This is a genomic window from Bacillus cereus, from assembly GCF_002561295.1.
In the GTDB taxonomy this organism is placed as follows: domain Bacteria; phylum Bacillota; class Bacilli; order Bacillales; family Bacillaceae_G; genus Bacillus_A; species Bacillus_A cereus_S.
Genome location: NZ_NTUG01000031.1, coordinates 1 through 13853, shown reverse-complemented (window position 1 = coordinate 13853; position 13853 = coordinate 1). Strand labels below are relative to the sequence as shown.

Sequence of the window (13853 nt, the reverse complement as noted above, 5' to 3'; positions counted from 1 at the left end):
TTTCCCCGGAAGAGAGACAGTATGTTACAATATGTGTTGTCAATGAAAGAAGAAATTCCATGTATAACATGGGAGAGGTTCGTGAACTCCCTCTATAAAAAACTATGGAAACAACAATATCCTAAGGTATTGTTTTGTTTTTTTATTGTGACAGTTCAAGAACGTTCTTTCTTCTTATTCGTAGTAGAGAAGGAGAATGAGTGAGATGAAAAAAGAAAAAGCAGTTGTTGTTTTTAGTGGTGGGCAAGATAGTACAACATGTTTATTTTGGGCAATGCAGCAGTTCGCAGAAGTAGAAGCTGTGACGTTTAACTATAATCAACGTCATAAATTAGAAATTGATTGTGCAGCCGATATTGCGAAAGAGTTAGGAATTAAACATACAGTACTTGATATGAGCCTATTAAATCAACTTGCTCCAAATGCGTTAACGAGAACGGATATGGAGATTACACATGAAGAAGGTGAATTGCCATCAACATTTGTAGAGGGGCGAAATTTACTATTCTTATCGTTTGCAGCTGTGCTAGCAAAACAAGTTGGAGCGCGCCATATTGTAACAGGCGTATGTGAAACAGATTTTAGCGGTTATCCTGATTGCCGTGATGTATTTGTGAAATCGTTAAACGTTACTTTAAATTTATCTATGGATTATCCATTTGTTATTCATACACCACTTATGTGGATTGATAAAGCCGAAACATGGAAGTTATCAGATGAACTTAATGCATTTGATTTTGTTAGAGAGAAAACATTAACATGTTATAACGGAATAATCGGTGATGGTTGCGGTGAATGTCCAGCTTGTAAACTTCGTAAAGCAGGTTTAGATACGTATCTACAAGAACGCGAAGGAGCGAATGCATAATGGAACAGAATTTTTTTGGATTTCGCATCGTAGAAAATTTGCAAAAAATGGACAAGGATATTCAGCGTGAACAACTGAAATATCATAATAAACGAGTGATGGTAAGTAAGGAATTTACATTTGATGCAGCGCATCATTTGCACTGTTATGAAGGAAAATGTAAAAATTTACATGGTCACACATACAAAGTTGTTTTTGGAATTAGTGGATATGTGAATGAGATTGGACTTGCCATTGACTTTGGAGATATAAAAGAAATTTGGAAAAATGAAATAGAAATTTATTTAGATCATCGCTATTTAAATGAGACGTTACCAGCGATGAATACAACGGCTGAAAATATGGTCGTTTGGATTTATGAAAAGATGGAAGAAGCGCTCAAAAAAGAAAATCGTGCGAATGAATATAAAGGAGCACGTGTGGAATTTGTACGTCTATTTGAAACACCAACAAGTTATGCGGAAGTAAGACGGGAGTGGATGATCGGTGAGTAAAATTCCTGTTTTGGAAATTTTCGGGCCGACCATTCAAGGTGAAGGAATGGTTGTTGGACAAAAGACGATGTTCATTCGTACAGCAGGTTGTGACTATAGTTGCGCGTGGTGTGATTCATCCTTTACATGGGATGGATCGGCGAAAGAACAAATTCGGCAAATGACTCCAGAAGAAATTTGGAGTGAACTTGTTGAAATTGGTGGGAAAAATTTTTCGCATGTAACAATCTCAGGTGGGAACCCGGTGTTATTGAAAAATCTAGAGAGTTTTCTGTCTTTGTTACAAGAAAAGAAAATTCGCACTGCCATTGAAACACAAGGAAGTAAGTGGCAAGAATGGTTACTTCATATTGATGAAATAACGATCTCACCGAAGCCGCCAAGTTCACAAATGAAAACAGATTTTAGTATGTTAGATTCTGTTATTGAAAGATTAACAGGAAAAGATTTTAGTTTGAAAGTTGTCGTGTTTGATGATCATGACTTTGCATATGCGGTAAAAGTACATGAGCGTTACCCACATGTACCATTTTTCCTACAAGTTGGAAATGATGATACAAAAACAGTAGATGATGCAATGCTGATTCGGAATTTGTTGCAAAAATATGAATGGCTCATCGAAAAAGCTGTTCAGTGCAAAGAGATGAACGATGCAAAAGTATTACCGCAGCTCCATGCGTTAGTATGGGGAAATAAGCGAGGCGTATAGGGAAACTCTTACGAATTGAATTGAAGGGACGTATAAAGAATGACAGGAAGATTAGACGAAGATTTAAAAGATGTAACGTTACTTGGAAATCAAAATACAAAATATTTATTTGAATATAGCCCAGAAATTTTAGAGACATTTGATAATAACCATCCAAACCGTGATTATTTTGTAAAATTCAACTGTCCTGAATTTACAAGCCTATGTCCAAAAACAGGACAACCAGATTTTGCAACGATTTATATTAGCTATATTCCAGAGCAAAAAATGGTGGAGAGTAAATCATTAAAATTATATTTATTTAGTTTCCGTAATCATGGAGACTTCCATGAAGATTGCATGAATGTAATTATGAACGATTTAATTAAATTAATGGACCCACGTTATATTGAAGTGTGGGGGAAATTTACACCACGTGGCGGCATCTCAATTGATCCATATTGTAACTATGGTCGCCCTGGTACAAAGTACGAACAAATGGCAGAATATCGTATGATGAACCACGATTTATACCCTGAAACAATCGATAATCGTTAATGAAAAAAGGATCTGTATGTATTTATCATACGGATCCTTTTTTTCTATTATATTATGCATGTTGATTAATAACTGTATAGTTTTTATGATTTACAACTGTAAGAGGCTCCATATCTAGTTCTCTAAAATTCTCCATGATTGTTATATCGACAATAACGGAGTTTTTATTTACTTTTTGAACACGGCCTTGCATGCCACCTTTAAATTCGATAATATCTCCAGTTTCTGCGATTTTCATAAACAACTCTCCTTGTTACAGTTTTGCCAAAAAAGAACAAGTGCGTTCTTTTTTATTTCCCTTTATTTTGAACTATATTCCCCAATTTGTAAATGTTTCCATGAGAAAAATTCGAAAAATAGTCATTTTTCGTAAGATATGCATAAAGTGAAACTTGAATCAGTGGGGGGCCTCTTGTCCCTCATGATTAGGTTTTTACGAGCAACAGTATTTTTTGTAGGAGAGAGGGAATGGATAAAGAAGTGCTTATATCACTATATGGGGGTATAATAAACTGGGGGCGGTAAAAGTGGTATTTAAAATTGTTGGAAGTTCTATAATGATTCTTTTATTCTTATTTTCATATAAGCATTTAAAAATAATTCGTAGTCATGAAACTGGGACATACTTTGATGGATTAGACGGTGTACATGCTACCGCTACTCATGAGAGTGGGACAGATATGTAAGAGTGTATGCCTTTCTCAGTGGTATGATGATGATAAGAAAAAAGTGCATAATAATATAGGAGATAAGCGGTGAATGGAGAGTGGAGAAGATGCGAATTTCTTTTATTCGTCACGGTCGCTTACATACTGTTACAGAATTAATGACAGCTTCATCATTTCACAAATGGATGGAGCGATACGATTTAGAAGGTATCGAAAAAAGTAAGGATATACCAATTGAGACAATTGAAGCAATTGAATCGGCAAAGCTTATTGTATCAAGTGATCAAAAACGTGCAGTACAGTCAGCCGCAGAATTAATGAATTCTCTTTCTTTTATACAAAATTCTCTTTTTAGAGAGGCAGAAATCCCGTCTAAATTTTTCGTTCCTGAATGGGTGAAATGCAAACCGGAAGTATGGACGCTTATTGGGCGTACTTTATGGATGATTGGATATTCTAAAGGTGTTGAGTCGTATCGTGAAGCACAGGGAAGAGCAAAGCAAGCAACTGATACGTTAGTCGGATATGCGTTAGTACATGGGCATATTGCTCTCGTTGGGCATAGTTATTTTAATATGATGATTGGGGCTGAACTACGTGCTAGAGGATGGTCCGGTCCCCCTATATTTCATAGAAAGCCATGGAGTTGTACAGAATATACATTTCATGAAGCAATGAATGGAAATATATTGAATACGAATTTAACATAAAAGCACACGATTATAATGAAGAATCGTGTGCTTTTTCTTAAGAAACGAATGCTTTTTTATAGAGTGGCTTCACTAAATGAGCATATGGCTCTCCAACAAGCATAACCGTTTTATCCTCTTGATAACCAAGCTTTTTATATAAAGAGAAAGCTCGTTTATTTTCTAAGTTTACAAGTAATGCAATTTTTTCATAGCCTTTTTCATAGGCATCATTTTCTGCTGCTTGAATCAATTTTGAGCCGATTCCTCGTCCGCTATATGTGCTTGAAACGGATAATGTATCAATATAATATTCATCGAGTTCAGCTTCTTTTTCGAGTGTAATAGATGAATCTTGATGGAGTCTTCGTAAGTGTTTTACAATTGGGGTATCCAGTTGTTTTGCATGACTGCCATGATAGGCTACGATGATTCCAACTGCTTGTCCATCTTGTTCTTCAACGAAACAGTTCTCATAACTTAGTCGATTTTCTTTTTTTGAAAACCAAGTTTCTAGCCCTGTCAATACGTCTACTTTCGTCTTTGCGCCTGTGATCTTTTCAGCAATTTCGTGCAGAGCATTATACAATAGAGGAGCTATTGCCTTCGCATCTGTCTTTTTTGCTTTCCGAATCATATTATCCCTCCTAGTTGTCATTCTTATTGTAACATAAAATGAAATTTCAACCAGTGAGTCATCAATTCCTTACAGTGTATAAGGTTAGCTCAAACATTGAATGGAATTAGTAAGGGTGAACCGCTATGTCAGTATATAATATAGGATGTACATGTAAGAAATTAAACATTGTCGACTTGTGGAAGATAGGATAGAATATTGCAGAGAGGTGAAATACATGGATAAACAATTCGCAAATACAATTTTAGATCAACTGAAAAATGGAGAGATAGAAGAGTATCTTGTAACTAAGGATGTATTTTATACGTTTCGTGAGGTTGTAGTAAGTCGAGAAGATTTTAAACATTTCAGTGGAAATGCACAGCGCGGCGGAAAAATTATTTATACATATACAGAGACACCACGTTCTTAGTAGATAGAAGGAAAAGGAGAGGAGAATTATGGGAGAATTTAAACAAGGTATTTTACCGCATTGGGACTATATGTGGAAAGATGGTGCAGGAAATCGACTTGTAGGAATGGTTATGTTTCCTGAGAAACGGAAACGTACGAAAGAAGTAATTGAAAAGTTAAAAGTAGCATATGAGCAAGAAACCCAAATTCGAGCAACTGTGAAATTTCAGCATATGAATCAATTTGTAGAGGGAACAGTTGTATATTTTGATGAAGAAGCACCAGTATTTACAATGCAAGATAAAGAGGGGAATTTGCATCATTTATTTATAAAAGATATTTTGCGTATTGAACATTGTGAATGAATAATGCTTTGTTTACGTTTTTTTATTCTCAGCACACTAATGAATAGATTGGTGTACCATAATCATTGTTCTTTTCAATATAAGGATCTTTTTTATTATGTAACAAACAGAAAAGTATATGTATTTTGAGTCATATAAGTTTCATTCATAAGTAAGTGGGAACTCCTTACTTGTGTAATGTAAATAATGTGTAACCGGTTTCGAACAGATTACAACTTTAAGTCTGTTCTTTTTTGCGTAATGCTGGAGAAATAAGTTTCTCCAGCATTTATCGTTTTTTTACAAAAAATATAGGAAACATTTTTGGGAAAATGGTTAAATTCGTTGACAACTTTTTTGAAAAGCACTTTATTGACATGAGTTTTAGAATGTTGTTTCATAGTCTTTGTATTGAAAAAAAACGACTTGTCATGTCGAAAAGTAAAAGTTAAAAAAAGAAAGAATTTATACATATATCTTGTGTCTTATTTCGAAACGTAATACAATATATAGAGAAATCATGAAACGACATCTAGGTATGAAAGAAAGAAAGGGAGGGTCGGAAATGTTAGTTGCATATGATTCTATGACAGGAAACGTGAAGCGTTTCATCCACAAATTAAATATGCCGGCCGTTCAAATTAATGAGGATCTAGTAGTAGACGAAGATTTTGTTCTTATTACGTATACAACAGGTTTTGGAAATGTGCCGGAACGTGTTTTAGAATTTTTAGAGCGCAATAATGCAAATTTAAAAGGCGTATCTGCAAGTGGCAATCGCAACTGGGGAGATATGTTCGGAGCAAGTGCAGATAAAATCTCAACCAGATACGAAGTACCTATTGTATCAAAATTCGAGTTATCTGGAACAAATAAAGATGTAGAATATTTTAAGGAAAGGGTGCGGGAGATTGCGACACATTGAACTGAATAATGAAATCACGCAAATGCAAGACGGTTTCTATCAGCTTCATAAAGATAAAGAAGCATTAGAAGTCTTTATGGAAGAAGCGAGAGCGAATACCGTTCATTTTGATAGCGTGGCAGAGCGAATTGAGTATATGAATGAACAGGATTACTATTACAACGTTCTGGACGAGTATAAGTTGGAGGAAGTAGAAGAAGTATACAACGTTGCATACGGTGAAAACTTTGAGTTCCAATCTTATATGGCAGCATCTAAGTTTTATAAAGATTATGCGTTAAAAACAAATGATCAAAAACAATACTTAGAAAGCTATGAAGATCGTGTATCAATTGTGTCATTATACTTAGGACGCGGTGATGTTAACAAAGCAAAACAATTTGCAAGCATGATCGTAAAACAAAATTACCAACCAGCGACACCAACCTTTTTAAATGCGGGAAGAAGCAGAAGAGGAGAAATGGTGTCTTGTTTCTTGTTAGAGATGGATGATAGTTTAAATTCGATTGGATTTAATATTAATACAGCGATGCAGTTATCAAAAATTGGTGGAGGCGTGGCGCTCAACTTGAGTAAATTACGCGCACGTGGTGAGCAAATTAAAGGTATTGATAACGCAGCAAGTGGTGTTGTACCAGTTATGAAATTGCTTGAAGATTCGTTTTCGTATGCGAATCAGCTAGGACAACGAAAAGGTGCCGGTGCAGTATATTTAAATATTTTCCATTGGGATATTATTGAGTTCCTTGATACAAAGAAAATAAATGCCGACGAGAAGAGCCGTATTCAGTCTCTATCAATCGGTATCATCGTTCCAACTAAGTTCTTTGAGCTTGCAGAGAAAAACGAACCATTCCATGTTTTCGCACCATATACAGTATATAAAGAGTATGGAAAACATTTAGATGATATAGATATCGATGAAATGTACGATGAACTAATGAGCAATCCAAAGGTGAAGAAGAAGCCACTTGATATTAGTGCACGTGATATGCTTATTAAAATTGCAATGATTCAGCTTGAGTCTGGTTATCCATACTTAATGTTTAAATCAAATGCAAACAAGCAACATCCATTAAAGGGTATTGGAACTGTGAAGATGTCGAACTTGTGTTAACTATGTAGCACCTTCTAGTAGAAATGCTAGTCGAAAACTCCGTTAAACGGGGAAAGCCTCGATTAAGAGGTAACCTACCGTGCTAAATCTTATCTTAGAATGAATCGTATACGATTCAGAAGGTATCTTATTATTTTGTATAGTGCATAGATTACGGAACAACATAAAATAATAAGAGACTTTCTGAAAGAATAAGATAAGTAAAAGCCTAACGACTATCCCAGATGGGAGTAGGGCGCAAGCAATTGGCGTTCGAAAAGCGGAGCACCTAATCAGGTTATGCTGTAGGTGATGATATAGTCTGTCCTGTATGGTGACATACAGCAGTTGCTTGAGCAACGGGCTGAGAGTAGCGACCTCAGTTGAACATTAGAGACCGAAATCTTCCAGTTACAAGAAACATCTGAAATCAATGATTACGGTACAGATGACATTATCCGTCGTGATATTAACTGTAACTTAGGGTCATTAAACATTGTAAACGTTATGGAAAATAAAGAAATTCGAGAAGCGGTTCATGCAGGAATGGAAGCTTTAACAGCTGTGTCTGATATGACTGTTATTCCAAACGCACCAACTGTGAAAAAAGCAAATGACGAGCTTCATTCAGTTGGCTTGGGTGCAATGAACTTACACGGATACTTATCGAAAAATAAAATCGCTTATGAAAGTGCAGAAGCGAAAGAATTTGTTCGTACATTCTTTATGATGTTAAACTATTACTCGATTGAAAAGAGTATGGGTATTGCGAAAGAAAAGGGCGAGACATTTAAAGACTTCGATAAGTCGGATTATGCAAACGGCACATACTTTGAAAAGTATGAGACAACAGATTACAGTCCTGTAACAGAGAAAGTACAGCAGTTATTTGAAGGAATTTATATTCCAACAAAAGAAGATTGGACGAGTCTAAAAGAAGAAGTGCAGAAGAACGGTTTATATAACTCATATCGTTTAGCTATCGCGCCAACACAATCCATTAGTTACGTTCAAAATGCAACTTCAAGCGTAATGCCAATCGTAAGTCAAATCGAATCAAGAACGTATGCGAATGCGACAACATATTATCCAATGCCGTATTTATCAAAAGATACGTTCTGGTATTATAAATCTTCTTACGACATGAATCAGTTTAAATTAATTGATTTAATTGCAGAAATTCAAGAGCATATTGACCAAGGGATTAGTACAATTCTGTATGTAAATAGCGACATTTCTACTCGTGAATTAGCACGCTATTACATTTACGCGCATAAAAAAGGACTTAAGAGTCTGTATTATACAAGAACGCGTAAGTTAAGCGTGGAAGAGTGTGTAGCTTGTACGGTTTGATGATGTATTGCTATACAAATTGAAAACCCCACTTCTAGAATAAAAGTACAACGGTATGAGCAGGGTTAAAATAACCCTGCTCATACTTAGTTATACAATTCCCGTTCAATTGAACGGTTAGGTTTTCATTCATATATGGAAGTTTAACCGTTCAATTGAACAATCAATGTTATAAAAGGGGCGATTCAATGCGCGCTGTAAACTGGAATAAAAAAGAAGACGATTTTAGTTTAATGTTTTGGAAGCAAAACATCGCTCAATTTTGGACAGAAGAGGAAATCGCAGTATCTTCTGACAAAAATACTTGGGCGCAATTATCAAAAGAAGAACAAATTGCTTATAAGCGAGTACTAGGAGGATTAACGCTTCTAGATACAAAACAAGGCGGCGAAGGGATGCCACTTGTACTTGTTCATCTTGAGAATTTACAAGCGAAAAGTGTATTAGCTTTCATGGGTGCTATGGAAGAAGTACACGCGAAGAGTTACAGTCATATCTTCACGACACTCGCAACAGAAGAAGAAATTGATGAGATCTTTGACTGGGTAGATAACCATCCATTACTTGAGAAAAAAGCAGGGATTATTACAGGTTACTATCGTCGTTTATTAAAGCCACAAGTAACGAAAAAAGAATTATACATGGCTATGGTAGCTAGTGTATTCTTAGAAAGTTACTTGTTCTATAGTGGGTTCTTCTATCCACTTTACTTAGCGGGACAAGGAAAGTTAACTGCAAGTGGTGAAATTATTAACTTAATAATTCGCGACGAAAGCATTCACGGCGTATTCGTCGGCATTTTAGCACAACAAATTTTTGCAGAACTTTCTGCTGAAGAGCAACAAGAAGTGCAAAAAGAAACACAAGAACTACTAATGGAACTGTATGAAATTGAAATGGCATATACAGACGAAATTTATACATCCATCGGTCTTGTAGAAGAAGTAAACCGCTTCGTTCGTTACAATGCGAACAAAGGGCTTATGAACTTAGGGTTAGAGCCACGCTTTGAAGAAGAAGAAATTAACCCAATTGTATTAAATGGTTTACGTACAGATACGAAAAACCATGATTTCTTCTCTGTAAAAGGAAACGGGTATGTAAAAGCAACAAATGTTGAAAAATTATCAGATGATGATTTCGTATTTGATTTTTAATAAATAGTTTTGAAAAAGCTGTCTTTCATGGAAAGACAGTTTTTTTGTTATATATAGTTTACATAATGTTATTATTTCGTGATACGTTTTTTGTTTTTGGCTAATTAAAGTGTTACTAGGGTTATGAGAGATTGAATAACTTATGTCGAAATGAATAGAAAAACGAAGATAATGAGCGAGTTATTCCACCTAGACATTCTTTTTTCACAATGAGTTTTTTGTATTTAGAAATTTTGGCTCAAAAATTGCATGAATATTTAAAAAAAGGAGGGGATTTCATTATGCGTGGCAGGATGTTTACAGTTCACTGAAAGCGTTTTCTGTTTAGTTACCAATCTTTACATGGAAATTAGATAGAGAAAGCAGGAGGAATGATAGGTGGAAAAAGTAGTTGGTTTAAAACGTTCATTAGGACTCTGGTCAATTGTTATGCTAGGTGTCGGCTATATGACACCGATGGTGGGATTTGATACATTTGGAATTGTTTCTGAAAAAACGGACGGGCATGTTCCAGCGGCTTATCTGATTGCATTAGTAGGGATGTTGTTTACAGCTGCAAGCTACGGCAAAATGGTAAAGGTTTTTCCTACTGCGGGATCTGCTTATACGTATACACAAAAAACAATTAGTAAAAGGCTTGGGTTTCTTGTCGGATGGTCAGCGTTGTTGGATTATTTGTTTTTACCGATGGTTAACGCACTATTAACGAGAATTTATATGTCAGCACTTTTTCCAAGTGTTCCAGATTGGGTATGGGTTGTTGGCTTTATTCTATTCATTACACTTATTAATATCATTAGTGTAAATGTTACTGCCAATTTCAACACGTTCTTAGTAACATTTCAAGTGATCGTAATGATTGTGTTCGTTTTTCTCGTTATAAAAGGCTTATTAGCAGGGGAAGGAACAGGAGAAGTCTTTTCCATTCAGCCGTTTTTTCAATCAGATATACAAATATCACCGTTAGTTGCAGGAGCGACAATTCTTTGTTTTTCATTTTTAGGTTTTGATGCAGTAACGACATTTGCAGAAGAAACACCAAACGCAAAGAAGACGATTCCTCGGGCGATTTTTCTTACCGCTCTAATTGGCGGTATTTTATTTATCGTTACGACGTATTTTACACAATCCTTTTTCCCTGATGCAGCTGTATTTAAAGACACAGAATCAGCGGCGCCAGAAATTGCGCTATATGTTGGCGGGAAATTATTTCAAAGTTTCTTCTTAGTAGGAACCTTGATGGGAACAATAGCGTCTGGTTTAGCTTCTCATACAAGTGTATCGCGATTATTGTACGTAATGGGGCGAGATAATGTAATCCCGAAGAAAATTTTTGGATACGTTCATCCTCGCTTGCGAACTCCAGTGTATAACATTATCTTTGTCGGAATTATTGCACTCTCAGCTATGTTCATGGATTTAGAAACAGCAGCATCTCTTATTAACTTTGGAGCGCTTATTGCGTTTACATTTGTTAATTTATCAGTCATTTCTTACTATGTGATTAAGAAAAAACGATATAAAACAGTAAAAGACTTTTTAAATTTTTTAGTTATGCCTACTTTAGGAGCAGGTACTGTAGCTGTACTTTGGTTTAACCTCAATATTCATTCACTTATTCTTGGACTTAGCTGGGCTGCTATTGGAATCGGCTATCTTCTGTATATTACGAACATGTTTCGTTCCGCTCCTCCTCAAATGCATTTTGAAGAAGTGCAGGAAGTATAAAATAACAAAAACATCGGAATGTATCCGGTGTTTTTGTTATTTTGGGGATTGAAAAGTCATGCAAGTTTGCATACATCATTCAACTATTCATAAGGAAGGAAAGGAAAAGTATAAGTGAGTAGGCTGAAACGATACAATCAGCATTCTTTTATCCCGCTATTTTCGGACAGTAAGGCTCCAAAAATAAAGAAGTTAGGTGGGAGAGTAACTGTCCGTAAAAGCTCGATTTGTTGGGGATGAAGAAAACTTCAACTGATTAAAGTTTCACTTTATCATTTGGCACGATTATTGCTTTCTAATTACTAGTAAAAATAAATAAATGAGGTGTTATCGTGGCAATTCGATCAGAAAAAGAAGAGGTAATACAATCTACTCAAGAAAAAATTGAGGTAGAAAATCCTTTAGAGGAATTTCAAGCGATATTAAAAGAGGCACTCCAAGCATTGCGTTATCCAGAGGAAGTATTTGATTTTCTTAAAAGTCCGATGCGTTTTTTAGAAGTAAGCATTCCTGTTCGAATGGATGATGGAAGAACAAAGATATTTCAAGGGTATCGTGCCCAGCATAATGATGCAGCAGGGCCAACAAAAGGTGGTATTCGCTTTCATCCAGATGTTACAGCAGAGGAGGTAAAGGCGCTTGCCGGTTGGATGAGTTTGAAATGTGGCGTAACTGGACTTCCGTATGGAGGTGCGAAGGGCGGGATTATTTGTAATCCGCAGGAGATGAGTTTCAGAGAACTAGAGTTACTTAGCCGTGGTTATGTAAGAGCAGTAAGTCAAATTGTTGGACCTACGAAAGATATTCCGGCGCCTGATATGTATACAAATGCGCAAATTATGGCTTGGATGCTAGATGAATATGATCATATTAGAGAATTTGATTCTCCAGGTTTTATTACTGGCAAGCCATTAATGCTAGGGGGATCACAAGGTAGGGAAACAGCTACGTCTAAAGGCGTATTTTACACGCTTCAATTAGTCAGTGAATTAAAAGATATTCCGCTTCAAAATATGCGAGTGATTATTCAAGGATTCGGAAACGTCGGGAGCTATTTAGCAAAATATTTATATGATATTGGTGTCAAAGTAGTAGGTGTATCTGATGCATTAGGTGGTATTTATAATCCAGACGGCCTAGATGTTCCTTATTTATTAGAAAATCGGGATTCTTTTGGTGTCGTATCGAACCTCTTTAGTAAAACAATCTCGAACCAAGAGTTGTTAGAAAAGGAATGTGATGTCCTCATTCCAGCGGCAATTGGAGGGGTGATTACGAAACATAATGCGAAAAAGCTTGGATGTAAGATTGTCATTGAAGCCGCGAATGGTCCGACAACAAAAGAAGCGATAGCAATGTTAGAAGAGGAAGACATTTTAGTCGTCCCGGATATTTTAGCGAATTCTGGAGGCGTTATTGTTTCTTATTTTGAATGGTGCCAAAATAACCAAGGATATTATTGGACAGAAGAATATGTAGACCAATGTTTAAAAGAGAAAATTACAGCTAGTTTTTTTGATGTATTCAACACTTCTAAACGTTTTGGGGTAAATATGAAAATTGCTGCATATATAGCGGGAGTTCGTAAGATTGTAGAAGCATCTCGTCTTCGAGGTTGGTTGCATTTTTAGTATAGAGGGAGGGAATATATGAAACTGGATATTTTGCTAGAACAAGTTGAAAAACAATCCATTGGTTATTACTGTATTGTATCGAATCAGCATCGATATGATATAGCAGTTACGTATTCACAGCAGTTTTTTGGAAAAGCAATGGTTACCTCTATTCAAAATGGAAGAATGATTCTATTAAGTCAAGAAGATATCGCAGAGGAACAATATTGGGCACCTAAGCTAGGGATTGAAGTGGAGGATATAGAGGACTTTCAGAGCTTTTTTCATATGATCCTTCAGTCACAAATGTTAGCAGAACAATATTAATAGAAAAAAAGAAAGGAATGATGCATGTTGTATTATGAGATTGTTACAAGCCCATGCTATGGAACGGTTGAAAAAGTATCTATTAATAAGGACTCTCGAATTTATGAATGGGAGCCACTATTTGCTATTAAAAGTATGGATGGTAAACTGGAAGTAATCAAAATGGGATGTAGTGGAGAAGTACAGTCTTTAGAAGTAGAGGCAGGGGATAAAGTCATTCCAGGTATGGTGTTAGCTTATATTCAGGAAGACATTTTAATTAGTGGTAGTGATTAATAATAGAACAACGAGGAAGATGAACTGCACCCCAATTGT

The 13853-nt window shown here is 35.9% G+C and carries 17 protein-coding genes, 1 pseudogene and 1 riboswitch; of the genes and pseudogenes, 16 read left to right on the top strand and 2 right to left on the bottom strand.

Translation table 11 applies throughout. The features are described 5' to 3' along the window. Positions 1–68: 68 nt before the first annotated feature. Positions 69–112, top strand: a riboswitch (PreQ1 riboswitch). Between the two features lie 93 nt (positions 113–205). Genes queC through queF form a run of 4 tightly spaced genes read left to right on the top strand, consistent with a single transcriptional unit; the run spans position 206 to position 2608 of the window. Continuing rightward, positions 206–868, top strand: coding sequence for a 7-cyano-7-deazaguanine synthase QueC (gene queC, locus CN373_RS17435; protein WP_098359798.1), 663 nt, complete (start codon positions 206–208; stop codon positions 866–868). Continuing rightward, the gene (gene queD / locus CN373_RS17430; RefSeq protein WP_098359797.1) at positions 868–1362 is read left to right on the top strand and encodes a 6-carboxytetrahydropterin synthase QueD; all 495 of its coding nucleotides are present in this window, start codon (positions 868–870) and stop codon (positions 1360–1362) included. The genes queC and queD overlap by 1 nt, the downstream gene beginning before the upstream one ends. Further along, on the top strand, positions 1355–2071 hold the full coding sequence (gene queE, locus CN373_RS17425) for a 7-carboxy-7-deazaguanine synthase QueE (protein ID WP_098359796.1): 717 nt from the start codon (positions 1355–1357) through the stop codon (positions 2069–2071). Before queD ends, queE begins: the two co-directional genes overlap by 8 nt. 39 nt (positions 2072–2110) lie before the next feature. After that, positions 2111–2608, top strand: coding sequence for a preQ(1) synthase (gene queF / locus CN373_RS17420; protein WP_000147751.1), 498 nt, complete (start codon positions 2111–2113; stop codon positions 2606–2608). Positions 2609–2660: 52 nt separating this feature from the next. Here queF and CN373_RS17415 read toward each other — a convergent pair whose 3' ends face one another. Next, positions 2661–2846 carry a YkvS family protein gene (locus tag CN373_RS17415; RefSeq protein WP_000683952.1) on the bottom strand — a complete coding sequence of 62 codons (186 nt, stop codon included), beginning with the start codon at positions 2844–2846 and terminating at the stop codon, positions 2661–2663. 289 nt (positions 2847–3135) lie between these two features. On the opposite strand from CN373_RS17415, the gene CN373_RS25615 reads away from it, so the two are divergent. Next, positions 3136–3294 carry a hypothetical protein gene (locus CN373_RS25615; RefSeq protein ID WP_000231404.1) on the top strand — a complete coding sequence of 53 codons (159 nt, stop codon included), beginning with the start codon at positions 3136–3138 and terminating at the stop codon, positions 3292–3294. Positions 3295–3383: 89 nt separating this feature from the next. Continuing rightward, positions 3384–3986, top strand: a complete 603-nt coding sequence (locus CN373_RS17405) for a histidine phosphatase family protein (protein ID WP_098359795.1) — start codon at positions 3384–3386, stop codon at positions 3984–3986. A 37-nt stretch (positions 3987–4023) separates the two neighbouring features. On the opposite strand, the gene CN373_RS17400 is transcribed toward CN373_RS17405, so the two are convergent. Continuing rightward, positions 4024–4602: a GNAT family N-acetyltransferase gene (locus CN373_RS17400; protein WP_000619521.1), complete on the bottom strand. Its 579-nt coding sequence runs from the start codon at positions 4600–4602 to the stop codon at positions 4024–4026. A gap of 217 nt (positions 4603–4819) precedes the next feature. Between CN373_RS17400 and CN373_RS17395 the strand changes: the two genes are divergently transcribed. The 10 genes and pseudogenes from CN373_RS17395 (at position 4820) to CN373_RS17345 (ending at position 13814) form a co-directional block, all read left to right on the top strand. Then, complete coding sequence (locus tag CN373_RS17395; RefSeq protein ID WP_000360685.1) at positions 4820–5014, top strand: hypothetical protein; 195 nt, start codon at positions 4820–4822, stop codon at positions 5012–5014. 28 nt (positions 5015–5042) lie between these two features. Continuing rightward, a complete protein-coding gene (locus CN373_RS17390) occupies positions 5043–5360 on the top strand; it encodes a hypothetical protein (protein ID WP_000503605.1) in 318 nt (105 codons plus the stop codon). A 544-nt stretch (positions 5361–5904) separates the two neighbouring features. Further along, the gene (gene nrdI, locus CN373_RS17380; protein ID WP_000959451.1) at positions 5905–6264 is read left to right on the top strand and encodes a class Ib ribonucleoside-diphosphate reductase assembly flavoprotein NrdI; all 360 of its coding nucleotides are present in this window, start codon (positions 5905–5907) and stop codon (positions 6262–6264) included. Continuing rightward, positions 6251–7375, top strand: a pseudogene (locus tag CN373_RS17375) (ribonucleotide reductase N-terminal alpha domain-containing protein); the annotation flags it as partial. The gene nrdI and the pseudogene CN373_RS17375, both read left to right, overlap by 14 nt. 387 nt (positions 7376–7762) lie before the next feature. Next, positions 7763–8713: a ribonucleotide reductase gene (locus CN373_RS17370; RefSeq protein ID WP_425290449.1), complete on the top strand. Its 951-nt coding sequence runs from the start codon at positions 7763–7765 to the stop codon at positions 8711–8713. Between the two features lie 188 nt (positions 8714–8901). Continuing rightward, positions 8902–9870, top strand: a complete 969-nt coding sequence (nrdF, locus tag CN373_RS17365; RefSeq protein WP_098359794.1) for a class 1b ribonucleoside-diphosphate reductase subunit beta — start codon at positions 8902–8904, stop codon at positions 9868–9870. 378 nt (positions 9871–10248) lie between these two features. Continuing rightward, positions 10249–11598, top strand: coding sequence for an APC family permease (locus CN373_RS17360; RefSeq protein WP_098359793.1), 1350 nt, complete (start codon positions 10249–10251; stop codon positions 11596–11598). A gap of 332 nt (positions 11599–11930) precedes the next feature. Next, the gene (locus CN373_RS17355) at positions 11931–13229 is read left to right on the top strand and encodes a Glu/Leu/Phe/Val family dehydrogenase (RefSeq protein WP_098359792.1); all 1299 of its coding nucleotides are present in this window, start codon (positions 11931–11933) and stop codon (positions 13227–13229) included. A gap of 18 nt (positions 13230–13247) precedes the next feature. Further along, complete coding sequence (locus CN373_RS17350) at positions 13248–13538, top strand: SAV0927 family protein (protein WP_000762560.1); 291 nt, start codon at positions 13248–13250, stop codon at positions 13536–13538. 27 nt (positions 13539–13565) lie between these two features. Continuing rightward, on the top strand, positions 13566–13814 hold the full coding sequence (locus tag CN373_RS17345; RefSeq protein ID WP_033664649.1) for a hypothetical protein: 249 nt from the start codon (positions 13566–13568) through the stop codon (positions 13812–13814). Positions 13815–13853: the final 39 nt, after the last annotated feature.

Coding starts and splice junctions, on each gene's coding strand:
- CN373_RS17405 (WP_098359795.1), top strand. CDS start 3,384: ATGCGAATTTCTTTTATTCGTCACGGTCGCTTACATACTGTTACAGAA.
- CN373_RS17350 (WP_000762560.1), top strand. CDS start 13,248: ATGAAACTGGATATTTTGCTAGAACAAGTTGAAAAACAATCCATTGGT.
- queC (WP_098359798.1), top strand. CDS start 206: ATGAAAAAAGAAAAAGCAGTTGTTGTTTTTAGTGGTGGGCAAGATAGT.
- nrdF (WP_098359794.1), top strand. CDS start 8,902: ATGCGCGCTGTAAACTGGAATAAAAAAGAAGACGATTTTAGTTTAATG.
- CN373_RS17390 (WP_000503605.1), top strand. CDS start 5,043: ATGGGAGAATTTAAACAAGGTATTTTACCGCATTGGGACTATATGTGG.
- nrdI (WP_000959451.1), top strand. CDS start 5,905: ATGTTAGTTGCATATGATTCTATGACAGGAAACGTGAAGCGTTTCATC.
- queF (WP_000147751.1), top strand. CDS start 2,111: ATGACAGGAAGATTAGACGAAGATTTAAAAGATGTAACGTTACTTGGA.
- CN373_RS17400 (WP_000619521.1), bottom strand. CDS start 4,602: ATGATTCGGAAAGCAAAAAAGACAGATGCGAAGGCAATAGCTCCTCTA.
- CN373_RS17395 (WP_000360685.1), top strand. CDS start 4,820: ATGGATAAACAATTCGCAAATACAATTTTAGATCAACTGAAAAATGGA.
- CN373_RS17415 (WP_000683952.1), bottom strand. CDS start 2,846: ATGAAAATCGCAGAAACTGGAGATATTATCGAATTTAAAGGTGGCATG.
- queD (WP_098359797.1), top strand. CDS start 868: ATGGAACAGAATTTTTTTGGATTTCGCATCGTAGAAAATTTGCAAAAA.